Raw genomic sequence first — 17513 nt, 5'->3', positions numbered from 1 at the left:
CGTGGCTTGGACAAATCCCGGCTGACGCGCGGCCCGTTGGAAAACGGGATCAGGCGCGGGCCGGGCCGGTAATTCGCGGGATACGCGCGATGATGTGAAAGCGCTGTGTGCTCATGGCTGCCGGTCTATCAGGACGCGCGCTGGCGGTCCAGAACGCCGCGCGCCTCATCGCTGTCCAGCGCGATCTGGTTTTTCAGCGCGTCCAGCCCGTCAAAGCGGCGCTCCTCGCGGATAAAGCCGATCAGCTCCACCTCCAGCGTTTTTCCATAAAGATCACCGGGAAAGTCGAAGAAGAACACCTCCAGGCGCTCTTCCGTCCCCTCCACGGTCGGGCGCTTGCCGATATTGGCCACACCGCCCACTGGCTCTGTACGGCCCGGCAGAGACGCCTGCACCGCATAGACGCCCGCCTTCGGGCGCAGATAGTCGCCAAGCGCGATATTGGCCGTGGGAAAGCCCAGCGTGCGCCCGCGCTTGTCGCCATGAGCCACCTCGCCTTCTATCGCCCACGGGCGGCCCAGCAGTTCTGCGGCCGTCTCCACATCGCCCTCACGCAGGGCGTTGCGTACCGCGCTGGAGGAGAACTTCGCCCGGTCGCTCAGGCGCTCGGCGACCAGTGTCGACGCGATGCCCACGGCAATTCCGTATTGCGCACCGAGGGCCTTGAGTGTTTCCGCATTGCCCGCCCGGCCCTTGCCGAAGCAGAAATCAGCGCCGGTCACCACCCCGTCCAGCGCCAGCTGACCCACCAGCGTATCGCGCACGAAAGCCTCCGGCGTCATCGCTGACAGTGCCGCGTCAAAGCGGATCGTGTCGACGCGGCGGGCCCCGGCCGCCAGCAGGGCGCGCTCACGCTGCGCATCACTCATCAGGCGGAAGGGCGGTTCATCAGGCCGGAACAGGCGGCGCGGATGCGGGCTGAAGACAGCTGCTACCGGCACAGAGCCGATGCTGGCGGCGAGATCACGCGCATGATCCAGCACCGCTCGGTGGCCCGCGTGAACGCCATCGAAATTTCCCAGAGCGGCAACGCCGCTCATTCGGATGATGCCCGGCGCTTGCGGACCATCACTTCGGCTTCCGCCTTCATGCACAGCTCGCCTTCGACCTCGCAGGTGCAATCGAGCATGACGCGTCGCTGCTTGATGTCGATGGCGGTTACCGTCGCACGGGCGATCACGGTGTCGCCAATGCGCACCGGGCGTTCAAACCGCATCGTCATGCCGGCGAACACCGCGCCGGGACCGGGCAGATGATTGCCCAGCACACACGAGATATAGGAGGCGATCAGCGCACCGTGGGCGATACGTCCGCGGAATGGCGTGCGCGCCGCATATGCCTCATCAAGGTGCAAAGGGTTGAAGTCGCCGGACACTTCGGCGAAGCGGCGCACCGCCTCGTCGTCCACCAGGCGCGTGATAAAGGCCGTCTGGCCGACTTCCAACTCGTTGATTCCAAAGCCCTGCATAAGGTCCATCCGCATTGCCGCGCGTTTCTGCCGGGTGTTTAACCGAATTTTGACTGCACTTGTCTAGCTTTGCCACAGCGGGAGGAGAAAAGAGCGGGGAAAAGCCGCCTTGTCCTGCCGGAAACAGGGATGACAAACAAGGTCTGGATGGAGGTGTGGGTATGGCTGTCGAAATGTCGATGCCGATTCTGGTGGTAGATGATTACAAGACGATGATCCGTATTATACGGAATCTTCTTACCCAGATTGGGTTTGAGAACGTCGATGAAGCCTCGGATGGCACAGAAGCCTTCGAGAAGATGAAAAAGCAGAAATACGGTCTCGTGATTTCCGACTGGAACATGGAACCGATGACCGGCTACGAGCTGCTGCAGCGCGTACGGGCCGATGACGCGACCAAGAGTGTCCCGTTCATCATGGTGACGGCTGAGTCCAAGACGGAAAACGTGATCGCGGCGAAAAAGGCCGGCGTGAACAATTATATCGTCAAGCCGTTCAATGCCGGCACGCTGAAAGCGAAGATGGTCGCCGTCATCGGCGATTTCTGATCCGCTTTTACGACCGGAACATTGCTGCTTTTTACGAAGGAGGGATACTATGCCCGCCGCTGAAGTTGCCGCGCGCGTGCGCGAGTCGCTCGCCAATCTGAAGACCAAGGACCTGAAAGACGGTCAGGTGATGGAAGTGCTGTCGCTTGCGCAGCAACTGACCGACACCATGCAGCTCTTCTTTGGATCGCTCGACAAGTCGATCCATAGTGAGTTTGTCTATATCGCCGACTATATCGCCCGGACGCGCAGCGAGATTTCCAAACTGCGCCCGAATGACATCAAGGAACAGCGCATCCCGACCGCAGGCGCGGAGCTGGAAGCCGTTGTTACCGACACCGAGCGGGCGACCGAGGCCATCATGCACGAGGCCGAAGAGCTGCTCGGGACCAAGCCCGACGACCTTGACGCCTACAAGGCACAGGTCGATGACGCGATGATGCGCATTATCGAGGCCTGCTCGTTCCAGGATCTCTCCGGCCAGCGCGTCTCCAAGGTAGTGGAATCGCTACGCCACGTGGAAAAACGGGTCACCCGCTTTGCCGCAACCATGGGCGTGCATGATGCGGAGGCCGACGAGGATGAAATCGCCGAGGCCGAGCGCAAAAAGAAGCTGCACCTCAATGGCCCGGCCATTGGCGGACCCGAGGTGAAACAGGATGCGGTGGACGAGATGATCGCGCTCGATCAGGACGCCATCGACTCGCTGTTCGACTAGTCGGCGCTGATACCGACAAAAAAAATCCCGCCGGCGCAAACCGGCGGGATTTTTTATTGTGGAACGGGCCGTGTCACTAAGCCGCCTTCGGGGCGCTCACGACCTGATTGTCTTCATCGAGAAGCACGACGCTTGGAACGAACTGACGCGCGATCTCTGCGTCCATCTGCGCATAGGCAACCACAATGATGCGGTCGCCGACCTGGGCCAGACGGGCAGCGGCGCCATTGATCCCGAACGTTTTCGAGCCGCGCGGCGCGGGGATCGCGTAAGTGGTGAAGCGCGCACCCGTGTTGATGTTGAGCACATCCACCTGCTCGTTTGGCAGAATGCCCGACGCATCGAGCAGATCGGAATCGATCGAGATCGAACCTTCATAGTGCAAATCAGCGCGCGTCACGCTGGCGCGGTGAAGCTTGGCCTTCATCATGGTGAGCTGCATGGGGCTTTCCCTGCTGGCTGATGTTGCACCGCATATAATGCAAAAGGACGCCCAGTAACAGACCTGCCCGCACCGGCTTTCCTGTTTTCGCTGCCGTAAGCCCACGCGGTGTGATAGGCTGTACGCTCATACCCTGCGGCGGGAGGGGGCATGGGACAGCAACAATCACGCTGGTATACCGTAATTGCGATTGGCACAGGCCTCATGCTGGCCATGCCAGCGATTGCCCATGCCGCGCAGCAACAATCCTCACAGCAACAGGACACGGAGTCGCCGGCGACACTGCGCGAGCAGGCGCTGACACGCGAGCGCATCCTTCAGGCCATGGAGGCCCAGCCGCAGCGCGAACCCATCCGGCAGCTCAATACTGACGCCCTGCGCGAAGCTCTGGCCCAGCGCGCTCAGGGAGGCCAGCAGACGCCGGATACCGCCACACCAGACATCCAGACGCAGGAGCCTGAGCGCGACGCGCAAGGGCGGCCCGTTGCTTCGATAGACTGGAACAGTGCCGCTACCGACATGCGCCGCGACATGGCGCAGATGAACCAGGACACACCCTCCGCCTTCGTGCCGACCCAGCCACCGCCTCGCGTGCCGCCCTTCCGCAATACACAGCCTGAAGAACTGATGCGCCCGCGCCTGCCCGTCCTGCTGCCGCTGGAAACAGAGCCGGCGCACACGCGCGGCGAGGAAGAAGGCGGCGGCGTCGAAGGGATGATGTTCTTCGCCTCGGATTATTTCTACAGCGCCAGCTTTCACCGGCGCGGGATCATGTACCAGATCAATGGCAGCCGGGTGATCCATGCGGTGGAAACCAGCGCTGCCATAGCGGGCCAATACATGGCCATGACCGACGCGCAGGGCCAGCTGGTCACGCGCACCGAGTTCGGCCAGGAGCTGAGCTTCAACCGCTATGGCGCGGCCTATACCCTGCTGCTCGCGTGCTCCAACCCGGACGAGAATGCCGAATGCCGCGATGAGAACACGATCCGCGCGCTTGCCGGACGGCTGGTGGTCGCGGGCGGCTCGCCCGAAGGCCTGCCGCCGCGCAATAACGGGCGGAGGCAGCCATGAGCGTCGCGCGCGATTATACGCTGGCCGCCATTATCGGCGGGGGCGCGCTCATCGCCGCCATTTTCTGGCCGTCTGCGCCGGACGATGCGCCGGACCCGGTTGATCCGCCCGAGGAAACCGAAACGCTGGAGCCGGAAGAACCAGAAATTCCCGAACCTGAGCCAGAGCCAGAGCCGGAACCCGAACCGGAACCGGCAGCCCTGCAGGACTGGCTGGGCGATGAGCCCTTCTTCACGCCGGCTGGCGAACTGCCCGAAGGGTCGGGCAGCGGCGTTGAGACCGCCACCGTCTATTCAACCGATATGCGCTTTCCGGTGGAGGTGCCGCGCGCTTTTGCCAACACCCAGCTCTGGCGGCCGGGCGGCATTCATGCCAGCCCGCCCTGGAACCAGTGCGCGGCCGAGAATTACGACTATCCGTGGTTTGACAATTTCTGCGAGACGCGCGGCTGGTCGACGCCGATGTGTCCCGGCGGCACCGGCCATCAGGGCCAGGATATTCGCCCGCCCCGCTGCCCGCGCAGCCCCTATGGCGATGAAGACCGGTTCTGGGCGGTGGCGGCAGATAATGGCGTCATCAGCGGCATCTCCAGTCACACCGTCACCCTGCTGGCCGATGACGGGACCAGCTATCTCTACCTGCATCTCGACCCGGCACGCCTCGATGTGGCAACCGGCGACATGGTAGCGCGCGGCGAGCGCATCGGCGTGATCTGGAACCATTACGGGGCCACGCCGACAACCTTCCATTTGCATTTCGAGATCCGCCAGAGCGTGCTCATCGGTGAACAGATACGCCTGACGCCGGTGCCGCCCTATACCTCGCTGATCGAATCCTTTGAACGCCTTGCGCGCGGGGAAGACCCGGACGGGGATTATCCGGCGCCTTATTAGGTTCCAGCTTGTCATCGCCCGCAGATGTCCTCCCCCGTTTACGGGGGAGGTGTCGAGCGCAAGCGAGACGGAGGGGGGAAGTCTTTTTCAATAATCCCCCCCTCGGCCCTTTGGGCCACTCCCCCCGCAGGCGGGGGGAGAAAACGGTAGCCCCCTACCCCCGCCTCGCCTTGAAAACCCCTTTCAGAAGAGCGCCGTGTTCTTCCGCCAGCATGTCGCCGTTTACATCCAGCCTTTGATGGGTGCCAACTTGCCCTGCAACACCCCGACGCACTGGCGACAGGATTTCTGTACGGATGATCCTCTTCTACACACCCAACTCGCCCTATGCCCGCACCGCCCGGATTGCGCTGCGCGAGTGGAACCTTCTGGGGGCCGCAGAGGAGCGGCTTGCCGCCAACCGCGAGGCCGATAACCCGGTGCTCGCATTCAGCCCTGTAGGCCGGGTTCCGACATTGGTTCACGCCGACCTCGTCATCACAGAAGCCCGCAGCGTATTCGCCTACATCAGGAATTTCGCCGGTGGAGAGAATGCCGGGGAGGTGGACTGGAAGACCGTCGCCGAGGAAGGACAGATTGCCGGCTTCCTCGAAGGCATCGCATTCTGGGTACGCGAGAACCGCCGCACACCGGAAAGCCGGTCGGACTTCCTGTTGAAGGTTGAACACGATCGCATGATGCGATGCCTCAGCCATTTCGACACTCTGGCCGCCGCCGGGGCATTGCCAGTGGTCAGTGAGTTCAGGAGCGCGGCACTCGCCTCAGCCCTGCAGCTGATGGACGCACATCAGCTCTGCCCGGATTGGAAGAAGAACAAGGCCTTGGCCGCCTGGTTCGAACAGCAGCGCGACAGACCATCCATGCGGGAGACTGAACCGCAGCTATGATCTGGCTGGAACGGGTATAGCAGCCCCTCAGGGCGCGCGCCCGAGCCTATGCGAGGAGCGACGCACGGATGTGCGGAGCACAAGGAAAGAGCCCTACCCCCGCCTCGCCTTGAAAAACCCCTTCAGCAGCGCGGCGCTTTGCTCGGTCAGCACGCCGCCCATCACATCTGGCCGCCAGTGGCAAGTGGGTTGTTCAAAGAAGCGCGGCCCGTGCTCCACCGCCCCGCCCTTGGGGTCTGATGCGCCATAGACGAGACGGCCAATGCGCGCATGACTGATCGCGCCTGCGCACATGGCACACGGCTCCAGCGTCACGAACATTTCCAGCCCCGTCAGCCGGTAATTGCCAATCTTCTGGCCAGCGAGGCGCAGGCTGAGAATCTCGGCATGGGCGCTCGGATCATGGCCTGCAATCGGCGCGTTATGAGCCAGCGCAACCACTTCATCACTCGCCGGATCGACGATGACCGCGCCAATCGGCGCCTCGCCTGCGGCGGCAGCGGCTTGCGCCTGACCCAAGGCTAGTTCCATAAAGCGTATGTCGCGGCTATCGCTCATGGGAGCCGCTTAAGCCTTCACCGGAGACCCCGCAAGCCTTGGCCAAGCCCCCTGCCCCCAAAAACGCTGAAGACGGCGAACGCATCGCCAAGGTGCTCGCCCATGCGGGCGTTGCCTCGCGCCGTGAAGCCGAACGCATGATCGAGGACGGCCGGGTGAGCCTGAACGGCAAGATTCTGCGCACGCCTGCGGTGAAAGTTGGCCCCGGCGATGATGTGCGCGTGGATGGCAAACCCATCGCCGAGCGCCCGCCCACGCGCCTGTGGCGTCACCACAAGCCGGACGGGCTGGTCACCACCCATGCCGACCCGCAAGGGCGCGAGACTGTCTTCCAGTCCCTGCCGAAGGAAATCGGCCGCGTCATTTCCATTGGCCGGCTGGACCTCACCTCGGAAGGCCTTTTGCTGCTGACCAATGATGGCGAGCTGGCGCGCGTACTGGAACTGCCCTCAACGGGGTGGACCCGGCGCTACCGCGTCCGCGCCTATGGCGACATCACCGAAGAGGCCATCGAGAAGCTGAAAAAAGGCATCAGCGTCGAGGGCGTGAAATACGGCCCCATCGAGGTGGTGGTGGACCGGCGCACCGGCTCCAACACCTGGCTGACCGTGGGCCTGAAAGAGGGCAAGAACCGCGAGGTGAGGAAAGTCCTCTCCGCAGTTGGCCTGACGGTGAACCGTCTGCTGCGCACCGCCTATGGCCCGTTCCAGCTTGGCGCGCTGGAAAAGGGCAAGACGGAAGAAATCCGCCGTTCGGTCCTGCGCGAACAGCTGGGCAAGCTCTATCCGCTCGATGGCGACGGCTATCCGATGAAGGAGGGCGCGCGCGAGGCCGACATGACCGGCAGGGCGGTTTCCAAGCCCGAACGTCCCCGCCCGCCTGCGCCCGCAGGCAAGGGACCGTCACGCCCCTCACCCGGCGCACCACGCGGCAAACCCGGCCCCGGCAAACGCCCTGACAACAAGGCCCGAAAGCCCGATGCGCATCATCGCCGGAAGCCATAAGGGCCGCGCGCTCAGCGCGCCCAAGGGCCGCAAGACCCGCCCCACCGCCGACCGCACCCGCGAAAGCATTTTCAACAAGCTGGCCCATGCCAGCTGGTCAGACGGGCTTGAGAACAAGCGCGTGATCGACCTCTTTGCAGGGTCCGGCGCGCTGGGCTTTGAAGCCATGAGCCGGGGCGCGGCCTTCTGCCTCTTTGTCGAGACCGATGCCGGCGCCAGAGGCGCGATCCGCGACAATGTCGAGGCGCTGCAGCTATGGGCAACGACCCGCCTGCACCGGCGCGATGCCACCGCCATGGGGCCGAAACCGGCCAATCTTGGGCCGCCGTTTGATCTGGTTTTCCTCGACCCGCCCTATGGCAAGGGCCTCGGCGAGCTCGCCCTCTCCCGCCTGCTCGATGGCGGCTGGCTCAGCCCCGGAGCAATCGCCGTTCTGGAAGTGGGTATCGACGAGACCCCTGAAACACCGGGCTGGGACCGCCTCGATGAAGGCGAATATGGCGCGGCAAGGGTGGTGTATCTGAAGAGGGGGTAAGCAGCTTCTCGTTTTACCGGCGCAAGCCGGTATCCAGAATAGGCTGGACCCCGGCTTCCGCCGGGGAAACAATAGAGAGATACTCCGGCCCCCTCATCAACGAGCAAAGACCATGAGCGAACACCGTTTTGACAGCATCTGGGACGCCATCGAGAGCACGCCCGGCGAAGCGGAGAACATGAAGCTGCGCTCCGAGCTGATGATCGCGCTCAAGGCTCATATCGAGGCAAAGGGCTGGACGCAGACCGAAGCCGCCAAGCGGATGGGCGTCACCCAGCCGCGCGTATCGGATCTGATGCGCGGCAAGGTGCAGGTTTTCGCGCTGGACGCGCTGGTCAACGCCGCGAGCGCTGCGGGGCTCAGCGTGAAGCTGGACGTGAGAGCGGTCGCCTGACCCTCACTTCCGCCCGAAAAGCCGCTCAATGTCAGACAGTTTCAGCTCCACATAAGTCGGCCGGCCGTGATTGCACTGGCCGGAATGGGGCGTGGCTTCCATCTCACGCAGGAGCGCGTTCATCTCCTCGCCAGTGAGACGCCTGCCCGCCCGCACCGAGCCATGACAGGCCATGGTGCCGACAACCTCTTCAAGCTTCTCTTTGAGCGACAGCGCCTCGTCGTATTCAGCCAGCTCGTCAGCGAGATCGCGGATCAGGCCCTGCACGTCGAGGCGTTTGAGAAGGGCCGGCGTTTCGCGCACCGCAATCGCGCCAGGGCCGAAAGGTTCGATGACAAGGCCAAGCTCGGCGAGTTCCTCGGCCCGGTCGAGCACGCGGCGCGCCTCGCCCTCGTCCATCTCGACGATCTCCGGCACCAGCAGTGCCTGGCGGGCAACGCCGGTGGAGGCCAAGGCCGCCTTCATCCGCTCATAGACGAGGCGCTCATGGGCGGCGTGCTGATCGACGATCACAAGCCCGTCCGCCGTCTGCGCGATCACATAGGTCTCATGCAGCTGCGCGCGCGCGGCGCCCAACGGAAAGTCTTCCAGCTCACGGGCAGGCTCCGCCTCTACCCTCGCTGCATAAGCAAGGCCGGAGGGTTCGGCGCGCGGCACTCCGGCATCGAATTCGGGGGCGGGGCGCTCGGCCAGAGACGCTTCATAGGCGGGTGATACCCGCGCGCCGTATTCGGCTCGCGACGGCGCCCAGAGCGAGCCTGTGGGCGCGCTCTGTGGCTGCAGTCTTCCAAGCGTGGCGGCGGCGACACTGGTCGAGGCACGGTGGCCCGCCCCCGCCAGCGCATGGCGCAGCGCGCCGACAATCAGCCCGCGCACGAGGCCGGAATCGCGAAAGCGCACCTCGGCCTTGGCGGGGTGGACGTTCACATCCACCTCATCGGTCGGCAGATCGACATAGAGCGCCACCACCGGATGGCGGTCACGGGCGAGGAAATCCTGATAGGCACCGCGCACGGCCCCCACCAGCAGCTTGTCGCGCACGGGCCGCCCGTTCACGAACAGGAACTGGTGCTGGTTGGTGCCCCGGTTATAGGTGGGAAGACTGGCCCAGCCGGTCACGCTCACGCCCTCGCGAACGGTGTCGATGGCCAGCGCATTCTCGGCAAAATCCCGGTCCAGCAGGGCGGCGAGGCGGGTGCGGCGCGCTTCGGGCGTATCCACCATGCCGGGAGCCTGCAGGGCGAGGCGCGAGCGGCCATCAAGACTGAGGAAAAAGCCGACATCGGCCCGCGCGAGCGCCAGCCGCTTCATCACGTCGGTGATGGCCATGCTCTCCGCGCGCTCGGATTTGAGAAATTTCAGGCGCGCAGGGGTAGCGTAGAACAGATCGCGCACTTCAATGCGCGTGCCGGTGCGCCCCAGCGGCGGGGCGGGACGTGGCTCGCCGGTCTTGCCGCCTTCCACCTCCAGCGCCCAGCAATCGCCAGACGCGTCCTGCGTGGTGATGGACAGCCGCGCGACCGAACCGATGGACGGCAAGGCCTCGCCCCGGAAGCCCATGGAGGCGATGTTCAACAGATCATCCGCCCCATCGGCACCCACCGGCAGTTTGGAGGTGGCATGGCGCTCCACCGACAGGGCGAGGCTGTCACGGTCCATGCCGTGACCATCATCTTCCACGATCAGGCGGGTCAGCCCGCCCTGCTCTGCGCGCACATCAATGCGCGTGGCACCAGCATCCAGCGCATTTTCCACCAGCTCTTTGAGGGCCGAGGCGGGGCGCTCGACCACCTCGCCCGCGGCGATGCGATTGACGGTTTCAGGGGTGAGTCGGCGGATGATGGCCATGGGCGGGAAAGTCGGGTCTGGGGGCGGGGTGGTCAAGGGAAGCGGGCAGGTTTCCCGATAGTGTCATGGCCCGGCTTATCTGGGCCCGCGCAGGCAGCCGTACGAGCTGGTGTCGATGTCTCCCCCCGTTCACGGGGGGAGTGGCCCGAAGGGCCGAGGGGGGGAATCGAAACAAGCTCCCCCCTCCGTCAGCTTCGCTGACACCTCCCCCGTGAACGGGGGAGGACATCGTTGCAGGCATGGGTCACCCGCATGAAGCGGGTGATGACAACTGGAAAGCTCGAGGGTTCATCCCACCAGCAGCCACAGCCCTTGCACGAAGTAATACGCGCCGATGAGTGTCACGAGACGTTTGGTCCAGCGCCGGAACACATCCTCGCTCATCCGGTCGAGCATCTTTGCACCCAGCGTCGTGCCGATCACGGAGAGCGGTATGGCCACCGCAATCAGCCAGAACGACCCGCCCTCGCCTGCGGCCAGCGCCGGGGCGATATAGTAGGCGATCTTTACGCCGTGGGCGGCGACCTGGGTGGTGGCCTTGGTGGCGACGATCGAACGCCGGTCAGCCTCGACATTCTGGTAGAAAGTATCGAGCAAAGGTCCCGACACGCCCGCGATCACGTTGAGGCCCGTCACGCTGACACCGCAGGCAATGCCCTGCCCCGGCTTTGTTGCATCTAGCGCAAACACCGATTTCGGCACCCAGACAATCAGCGGCACCAGCCCGAGCACAATGAAGAGCCAGGGGCGCGGCAGGATGAACGTGAAACTGAGGAGGATGAGCGCGACGCCGGCCGAGCCCACCATGTACCAGCCGATGGATTTCCACAGGATATAGCGGCGCAGGAGCACGGCCCGCCAGCCATTGGACACGCTCTGCACCGCGCCATGCATCACCATGGCAGCAGGCACCGGCAGCAGGGCTGCCAGGACGCCCATCAGGATCAATCCGCCCGCCATACCAAACACGGCCGACAGGAAGGCCGTCGCCAGCACCGCAAAAAGTATGATGATGGATGTCATGTCACAGATGGAATCACCGGCAGGAAGTGCCATGATAGTCCGGACAAACGAAACTGGCCCGGACCGGGCACACGCGAAAACCGCGAGGGAGGACACCCAAGATGAATTTTGAATACTCGGCCCGCTGCAAGGACTATCTGGCTCGCGTGCGCGCCTTCATGGATGAGCACGTCTATCCGAACGAGAAGACCTATCATGACCAGCTGGCCGGATTCGGCACCAATCGCTGGCAGGTCCTGCCCATCATCGAGGAGCTGAAAGCCAAGGCGAAGGCGCAAGGCTTGTGGAATCTCTTCCACCCGGACGACAAGCACGGCGCCGGGCTTTCCAATGCGGACTACGCGCCGCTGGCCGAGGAAATGGGCCGGGTGGCCTGGGCGAGCGAGGTGTTCAACTGCTCCGCGCCCGATACCGGCAATATGGAAGTGCTTTCGCGCTATGGCACCAAGGAACATCAGGAGAAATGGCTCAAACCGCTTCTGGCTGGCGATATCCGCTCCGCCTTCCTGATGACCGAGCCTGCCGTCGCCTCCTCCGACGCCACGAATATCGAATGCTCGATAAAGCGCGATGGCGATGAATACGTTATCAATGGCCGCAAATGGTGGAGCTCGGGCGCCGGTGATCCGCGCTGCGCGGTCTATATCGTCATGGGCAAGACCGACCCCGATGCCGAGCTGCACCAGCAGCAATCCATGATCCTGGTCCCTGCCGACGCCAAGGGCGTGACCGTGCTGCGCCATCTGCCGGTATTTGGCTATGACGATGCCCCGCACGGCCACATGGAAGTCGAGCTGAAAGACGTGCGCGTGCCTGCCAGCAATATCCTGCTGGGCGAAGGGCGCGGGTTTGAAATCGCGCAAGGCCGTCTCGGGCCGGGCCGCATCCACCACTGCATGCGCACGATCGGCGCGGCAGAGCGGGCGCTGGAGCTGATGGTGAAACGCGCGATGAGCCGCACCGCCTTTGGCAAGCCGGTCATCAAGCATTCGATCTGGGAGCATCGCATTGCCCGCGCGCGCATCGATATCGAGACCTCGCGCCTCCTGACGCTGAAAGCCGCCTGGATGATGGACACGGTTGGCAACAAGGCTGCACGCGGCGAGATCGCCATGATCAAGGTGGCCGCGCCCATCATGGCGCTCAAAGTCATCGATGACGCCATTCAGGCCCATGGCGGCGGCGGCGTGTCAGACGACTTCCCGCTCGCCTCCTCCTATGCCGGCATCCGCACGCTGCGCATCGCCGACGGGCCGGACGAGGTGCATGAGCGCACCATTGCCCGCCTAGAGATGAAGCGCTGGCTCAACGAAGCGTAAGGCGAGGACCACTCCATGAATGCTCCAGCAGGTTTTGCCGACATACTGATCGAGGATCGCGGTGCGGTCCGGATCATCCGCTTCAACCGGGCGGGCAAGAAGAACGCCATCACGCGCGCCATGTACACCGCCATGGCGCAAGGGCTGGAGACGGCGGAAACGGACAAGGCTATCCGCGTGGTGGTCATTGCCGGAACCGATGGCGTCTTCACCGCCGGCAATGATCTGATGGACTTCATGGAGGCCCCGCCCACCATTGGCGGGGGCGACATGCCGCCGGTGGAGCGCTTCATGCGCGCTCTGCTCGGCGCCACAAAGCCGGTCATTGCTTGCGTGGACGGGCTGGCCATCGGCATTGGCGTCACCCTGCTCCTGCATTGTGACCTTGCCTATGCGTCGGACCGTTCGACCTTCAAGACGCCGTTCGTGGATCTGGCCCTGGTGCCGGAGTTTGGCTCCAGCGCGGTCCTGCCCGGCATTGTGGGCCGGGTAGTGGCGTCTGAACTTCTCCTGCTCGGCGAGACCTGGGATGCGAGCCGCGCAGAGGCGAAAAGCCTCGTCAATGGCGTCTTCCCGGCAGGCGATCTCGAAGCAGAGGTGATGAAGCGCGCCGAAGCGCTGGCGGCAAAAGCCCCTAACGCAGTGAAGAAGTCCAAGGCGCTGATGACCAAGGGCGTGGAGAGCGTCTACACGCTGATGGCCGAGGAAGGCGCAGAGTTCGCCGCGCAGCTCGCCTCGGAGGAGTTCAAGGAAGCCGTCACGGCGTTTCTGGAGCGCCGCCCGCCAGACTTCTCCCGGTTCGGTTGAGACATGACCAATACCAGCAAGGGCACACACGAATACGTCGATGATCCGCGCAATGCGGGCATCCTCATCTCGGTCAATGGCGAGCTTTTCCCACGCGAGAAGGCCGTCGTTTCGGTCTTCGATTCCGGTTTCATACTGGGTGATGGCGTGTGGGAGGGCCTGCGCGTCCATCATGGCCATATCGTCTTCCTGGACCGCCATCTGGAGCGGCTCTACGAGGGCGCCAAGGCCATCGACATGGATATCGGCCTGACGCCTGAGGCGCTGGAAAAGCGGCTCTACGAGACGCTGGAAGCCAACGCCATGCATGACGGCGTGCATATCCGCCTGATGGTCACGCGCGGGCTGAAGCGCACGCCCTATCAGGACCCGCGGGTGAATATCGGGCCAGCCACCATCGTCATCATCCCCGAATACAAGAACCCCAAGCCGGAAGCGGCCACGCGGGGGATGAAGCTCTTTACCGTGCATGTACGCCGTGGATACCCGGACGTGCAGGACCAGAAGCTCAATTCCCACTCCAAGCTGAACTGCATCACGGCCTGCATTCAGGCCGCCAAGGCGGGCGCGGACGAGGCCCTGATGCTGGATCCGCACGGCTTTGTGGCCACCTGTAACTCCACCCATTTCTTCATCGTGAGGAAGGGCGAGGTGTGGACGTCCACCGGCGAGTATTGCATTGGCGGGATCACGCGCGGCGTGGTGATAGAGCTGTGCCAGGAAGCGGGGATACCCGTCTTTGAAAAGCGCTTCTCCCTGACGGACGTCTATGGCGCGCAGGAAGCCTTCGTGACCGGTACCTTTGCCGGCATTGCCCCAGTTTCGAGCGTGGATGGAAGAATTTTAACCAGCGGGCGCGGACCGATGGTGGAACGCCTGCAAAAACTGTATCTTGCCCGGATCGAACGCGAGAGCACATAAGGCCGCTCCCCATGAAAACAGTCCGCATCTGCCTGTGGTCGGGTCCGCGCAACATCTCCACCGCGATGATGCGCAGCTTTGAGAACCGGGCAGATTGCGAGGTCTGGGACGAGCCCTTTTACGGCTATTATCTCGACCGCACCGGGCTGAACCATCCCGGCCGCGAGGCCGTGCTGGAACTGTGGCCGACCGATCCGAAGAAAATCGCCGCGCGCTGCGCCGGATCAGCACCGGACGGCTCGCCGCTCTTCTTCCAGAAACATATGTGCCAGCACATGCTGGACGGCGTCGACCTCACCTGGACGGCCCGCTGCCGGCATATCTTCCTGATCCGCGATCCGGCCGATGTGGCCGCCAGCTTCAACGCCACCATGGGAGAGGTGCGCCCCGAAGATCTGGGCGCCGTGCGCCAGCACGCGCTCTACGAAGTGATTGCCGCCAATACCGGAAAGCAATGGCCCGTCATAGAAGGGGCGGACGTGCTGGCCGATCCGCGCGGCATGCTGACCGCGCTATGTGACGCGCTGAACATCCCGTTCGACGAAGCCATGCTGACCTGGCCGGAAGGGCGGCGCGCCAGTGACGGCCCGTGGGCGCCGCACTGGTATAGCCGGGTTGAGGCATCGACGGGGTTTGAAGCGCCCGCGCCTTCGGGCCATCCACGGCCCGATACCCTTAAGGGCGTGATAGAGGCCTGCCTGCCCGCCTACCAGGCACTCAGGGCGCACAAGCTGTCCGCCGCCTGAAGCCGTTCACCACGCACTGGAGCCCGCCATGACCGACCAGCCGGACTACACGATCACCAGAGAGGTTTCCGGCTCCAAGGGCCGCTATGTGGCCAGCGCGCCCGGCCTGCCCGATGCGGAGATGACCTACTCCATTCTCAACCCGCAACTCATCATCATCGACCATACCGGCGTGCCCGATGAATGGCGCGGCAAGGGCGTTGGCAAGGCGCTGGTGGAGCGTGGCGTGCTGGATGCCCGCGCAGAGGGTGTGCGCATCGTGCCGCTCTGCCCGTTTGCGAAAGCGCAGATCGAGCGTCATCCCGAATGGCAAGATGTGCTGGGCGGCAAGGCGAAATAGCGCCAGTCCCCGCCCGAAACGAAAACGGGCCGGCGGTGGGGGGTGCCGGCCCGTTCCGTCAAGGAGTCGCGCCGAAAGGGGGGATCGGCACGAGAAACAGTGAAACGCGCCGCCCCTTTACGCCCCGTTACACATCTTGCGCACATGGCCGCACTGGCCGCCGCGCATGACGGCGCTATAACCCGTTATCGGCTATCAGCAGGACGGCAGACATGGCGTACAAATCCCTTCGCGAATTCATGGCTCTGCTGGAGGCCGAAGGCGATCTCAAACGCGTCGCGCGCCCTGTCTCCACCCATCTGGAGATGACAGAAATCCAGACCCGCCTGCTCGCCAGGGGCGGCCCTGCGGTTCTCTTTGAAAACCCGGTTCACGAAGATGGCCGGGCCGCCGAGATGCCCGCTCTCGTCAATCTCTTCGGCACGGTGGAGCGCGTCGCGCGCGCCGTGACCATGGGCGGAGAGCCGCGCCGTACGGCGGCCGATTTGCGCGAGGTCGGCGAGCTACTGGCCTTCCTGCGCCAGCCCGAACCGCCGCGCGGCCTTAAAGATGCGCTCGACATGCTGCCACTGGCCAAGACCGTGATGGCGATGCGCCCCGGCACGGTGAAGAAGGCGCCCTGTCAGGAAGTGGTGCTGACCGGCGATGATATTGATCTTGACCGCCTGCCCATTCAGGGCTGCTGGCCGGGCGAGCCGGCCCCGCTCATCACCTGGCCGCTCGTCGTCACGAAGGGCCCGTCAGAGGACAAGCAGGACGACTATAATCTCGGCATCTACCGGATGCAGAAGCTGTCGAAAAACCGCACGCTGATGCGCTGGCTGAAACATCGCGGCGGGGCGCAGCATTATCAGCGCTGGAAAGGCGCGCGGCCCGATCCCCTGCCCGCCGCGGCCGTGATCGGCGCCGATCCGGGGACCATCCTTGCCGCCGTGACGCCGGTGCCGGACACGCTCTCCGAATACCAGTTTGCTGGCCTTTTAAGGGGCCGCAAGGCGGAGCTGGTCGAGTGCAAGACGGTGCCGCTGAAAGTGCCTGCCGAGGCCGAGATCGTCATCGAGGGCCATGTCCTGCTGGATGAGGACGGACCGGAAGGCCCCTATGGCGACCATACCGGCTATTACAACTCGGTGGAGCGCTTCCCCGTCTTTCAGGTCAGCGCCATCACCATGCGCTCTGACCCCATCTATCTCACCACCTTCACGGGCCGTCCGCCGGATGAACCGAGCGTGCTGGGCGAGGCGCTCAACGAGGTGTTCATCCCCCTCATCCGCCAGCAATTCCCCGAGATCGTCGATTTCTGGCTGCCGCCGGAAGGTTGCAGCTACCGCATCGCCGTCATCTCGATGAAGAAAGCCTATCCCGGCCACGCCAAGCGCGTAATGCTGGGCGCGTGGTCTTATCTTCGCCAGTTCATGTACACCAAATGGGTGATCGTGGTGGATGACGACATCAATGCGCGCGACTGGAAGGATGTGATGTGGGCCATGTCCACGCGCATGGACCCGGCGCGCGACTGCACCATCATCGAACACACGCCGATTGATTATCTGGACTTCGCCTCGCCGGTCTCCGGGCTTGGCTCCAAGATCGGGCTCGATGCCACCAATAAATGGGAAGGCGAGACGACCCGCGAATGGGGCGAAAAGCTCTTCATGGAGCAGGAGATCATCGACAAGGTCGACGCGATGTGGGGCGAGCTGGGGCTATAGTTTCCGGGCTCGCGTTTCACCGGGATGAGCCGGTGCCCGAAATAAGAGTGGACCCCGGCTCGGGGGCCGGGGACCCGGTTGTATTACCGTTACGATAATTCTGACAGCTTCGACGCCGACCTCTCAACCGGGTTCCCGGGCTTGACCCGGGATCCATTTTTCAGCCCTCATCGCGCTGTCATGGCCCGCATTGCCCTCTCCCTTTTCGTCATTCCGGAAAGCGCGTAAGCGCTTATCCGGAACCCAGCCGGCGCGCAGCGCCCAGAAGCGCGAACG

The 17513-nt window shown here is 63.9% G+C and carries 20 protein-coding genes; 14 read left to right on the top strand and 6 right to left on the bottom strand.

The window, feature by feature from the left end; genetic code table 11:
* Window positions 1–128 precede the first annotated feature (128 nt).
* Together X907_RS04705 and X907_RS04700 are read right to left on the bottom strand one after the other, a co-directional pair.
* Entirely contained in the window at window positions 129–1040 is a 912-nt protein-coding gene (locus tag X907_RS04705; protein WP_127565871.1) for a bifunctional riboflavin kinase/FAD synthetase, read from the bottom strand.
* On the bottom strand, window positions 1037–1468 hold the full coding sequence (locus X907_RS04700) for a MaoC family dehydratase (protein WP_233352527.1): 432 nt from the start codon (window positions 1466–1468) through the stop codon (window positions 1037–1039). The genes X907_RS04705 and X907_RS04700 overlap by 4 nt, the downstream gene beginning before the upstream one ends.
* Window positions 1469–1629: 161 nt before the next feature.
* On the opposite strand from X907_RS04700, the gene X907_RS04695 reads away from it, so the two are divergent.
* Both X907_RS04695 and X907_RS04690 read left to right on the top strand, forming a co-directional pair.
* Window positions 1630–2016, top strand: a complete 387-nt coding sequence (locus X907_RS04695) for a response regulator (RefSeq protein WP_127565869.1) — start codon at window positions 1630–1632, stop codon at window positions 2014–2016.
* A gap of 49 nt (window positions 2017–2065) precedes the next feature.
* Window positions 2066–2734 carry a protein phosphatase CheZ gene (locus tag X907_RS04690; RefSeq protein WP_127565868.1) on the top strand — a complete coding sequence of 223 codons (669 nt, stop codon included), beginning with the start codon at window positions 2066–2068 and terminating at the stop codon, window positions 2732–2734.
* A 76-nt stretch (window positions 2735–2810) separates the two neighbouring features.
* Here X907_RS04690 and panD read toward each other — a convergent pair whose 3' ends face one another.
* Window positions 2811–3176 (bottom strand): aspartate 1-decarboxylase, encoded by a 366-nt coding sequence (panD, locus tag X907_RS04685; RefSeq protein ID WP_127565867.1) that lies wholly within the window; start codon window positions 3174–3176, stop codon window positions 2811–2813.
* Between the two features lie 150 nt (window positions 3177–3326).
* Here panD and X907_RS04680 point away from each other — a divergent pair, with 150 nt between their 5' ends.
* The 3 genes from X907_RS04680 to X907_RS04670 all read left to right on the top strand — a co-directional run bounded on the left by X907_RS04680 (window position 3327) and on the right by X907_RS04670 (window position 6030).
* Window positions 3327–4250, top strand: coding sequence for a hypothetical protein (locus X907_RS04680; RefSeq protein ID WP_127565866.1), 924 nt, complete (start codon window positions 3327–3329; stop codon window positions 4248–4250).
* The gene (locus tag X907_RS04675) at window positions 4247–5143 is read left to right on the top strand and encodes a M23 family metallopeptidase (RefSeq protein WP_127565865.1); all 897 of its coding nucleotides are present in this window, start codon (window positions 4247–4249) and stop codon (window positions 5141–5143) included. The genes X907_RS04680 and X907_RS04675 overlap by 4 nt, the downstream gene beginning before the upstream one ends.
* A 296-nt stretch (window positions 5144–5439) precedes the next feature.
* Window positions 5440–6030 carry a glutathione S-transferase family protein gene (locus X907_RS04670; RefSeq protein WP_127565864.1) on the top strand — a complete coding sequence of 197 codons (591 nt, stop codon included), beginning with the start codon at window positions 5440–5442 and terminating at the stop codon, window positions 6028–6030.
* A gap of 93 nt (window positions 6031–6123) precedes the next feature.
* Here the strand turns inward: X907_RS04670 and X907_RS04665 are convergent, their stop codons facing one another.
* Window positions 6124–6588, bottom strand: coding sequence for a nucleoside deaminase (locus X907_RS04665; protein ID WP_233352526.1), 465 nt, complete (start codon window positions 6586–6588; stop codon window positions 6124–6126).
* A 38-nt stretch (window positions 6589–6626) separates the two neighbouring features.
* On the opposite strand from X907_RS04665, the gene X907_RS04660 reads away from it, so the two are divergent.
* The 3 genes from X907_RS04660 (at window position 6627) to X907_RS04650 (ending at window position 8521) form a co-directional block, all read left to right on the top strand.
* A complete protein-coding gene (locus X907_RS04660) occupies window positions 6627–7592 on the top strand; it encodes a pseudouridine synthase (RefSeq protein WP_127565863.1) in 966 nt (321 codons plus the stop codon).
* Window positions 7567–8127, top strand: a complete 561-nt coding sequence (gene rsmD / locus X907_RS04655; RefSeq protein WP_127565862.1) for a 16S rRNA (guanine(966)-N(2))-methyltransferase RsmD — start codon at window positions 7567–7569, stop codon at window positions 8125–8127. The genes X907_RS04660 and rsmD overlap by 26 nt, the downstream gene beginning before the upstream one ends.
* Window positions 8128–8239: 112 nt before the next feature.
* Window positions 8240–8521, top strand: a complete 282-nt coding sequence (locus X907_RS04650; protein ID WP_127565861.1) for a helix-turn-helix domain-containing protein — start codon at window positions 8240–8242, stop codon at window positions 8519–8521.
* A gap of 3 nt (window positions 8522–8524) precedes the next feature.
* Here the strand turns inward: X907_RS04650 and mutL are convergent, their stop codons facing one another.
* Window positions 8525–10369, bottom strand: coding sequence for a DNA mismatch repair endonuclease MutL (gene mutL, locus X907_RS04645; RefSeq protein WP_127569323.1), 1845 nt, complete (start codon window positions 10367–10369; stop codon window positions 8525–8527).
* A 288-nt stretch (window positions 10370–10657) separates the two neighbouring features.
* Complete coding sequence (locus X907_RS04640; RefSeq protein WP_233352524.1) at window positions 10658–11425, bottom strand: TSUP family transporter; 768 nt, start codon at window positions 11423–11425, stop codon at window positions 10658–10660.
* A gap of 68 nt (window positions 11426–11493) precedes the next feature.
* On the opposite strand from X907_RS04640, the gene X907_RS04635 reads away from it, so the two are divergent.
* The 6 genes from X907_RS04635 to X907_RS04610 all read left to right on the top strand — a co-directional run bounded on the left by X907_RS04635 (window position 11494) and on the right by X907_RS04610 (window position 17237).
* The gene (locus X907_RS04635) at window positions 11494–12711 is read left to right on the top strand and encodes an acyl-CoA dehydrogenase family protein (RefSeq protein ID WP_127565860.1); all 1218 of its coding nucleotides are present in this window, start codon (window positions 11494–11496) and stop codon (window positions 12709–12711) included.
* A 15-nt stretch (window positions 12712–12726) separates the two neighbouring features.
* The gene (locus X907_RS04630; protein WP_127565859.1) at window positions 12727–13518 is read left to right on the top strand and encodes an enoyl-CoA hydratase; all 792 of its coding nucleotides are present in this window, start codon (window positions 12727–12729) and stop codon (window positions 13516–13518) included.
* Window positions 13519–13521: 3 nt separating this feature from the next.
* Complete coding sequence (locus X907_RS04625; protein ID WP_127565858.1) at window positions 13522–14439, top strand: aminotransferase class IV; 918 nt, start codon at window positions 13522–13524, stop codon at window positions 14437–14439.
* Between the two features lie 11 nt (window positions 14440–14450).
* Window positions 14451–15185, top strand: a complete 735-nt coding sequence (locus X907_RS04620; RefSeq protein WP_127565857.1) for a sulfotransferase-like domain-containing protein — start codon at window positions 14451–14453, stop codon at window positions 15183–15185.
* A gap of 28 nt (window positions 15186–15213) precedes the next feature.
* On the top strand, window positions 15214–15525 hold the full coding sequence (locus tag X907_RS04615) for a GNAT family N-acetyltransferase (RefSeq protein ID WP_127565856.1): 312 nt from the start codon (window positions 15214–15216) through the stop codon (window positions 15523–15525).
* Between the two features lie 212 nt (window positions 15526–15737).
* Window positions 15738–17237: a UbiD family decarboxylase gene (locus X907_RS04610; RefSeq protein ID WP_127565855.1), complete on the top strand. Its 1500-nt coding sequence runs from the start codon at window positions 15738–15740 to the stop codon at window positions 17235–17237.
* The last annotated feature ends 276 nt before the right edge of the window (window positions 17238–17513 follow it).

This window comes from Glycocaulis alkaliphilus (genome assembly GCF_004000605.1).
Classification (GTDB): Bacteria; Pseudomonadota; Alphaproteobacteria; order Caulobacterales; family Maricaulaceae; genus Glycocaulis; species Glycocaulis alkaliphilus.
The sequence above is the reverse complement of the archived record's forward strand: the minus strand, read 5'-3'. Positions and strand labels throughout refer to the sequence as shown.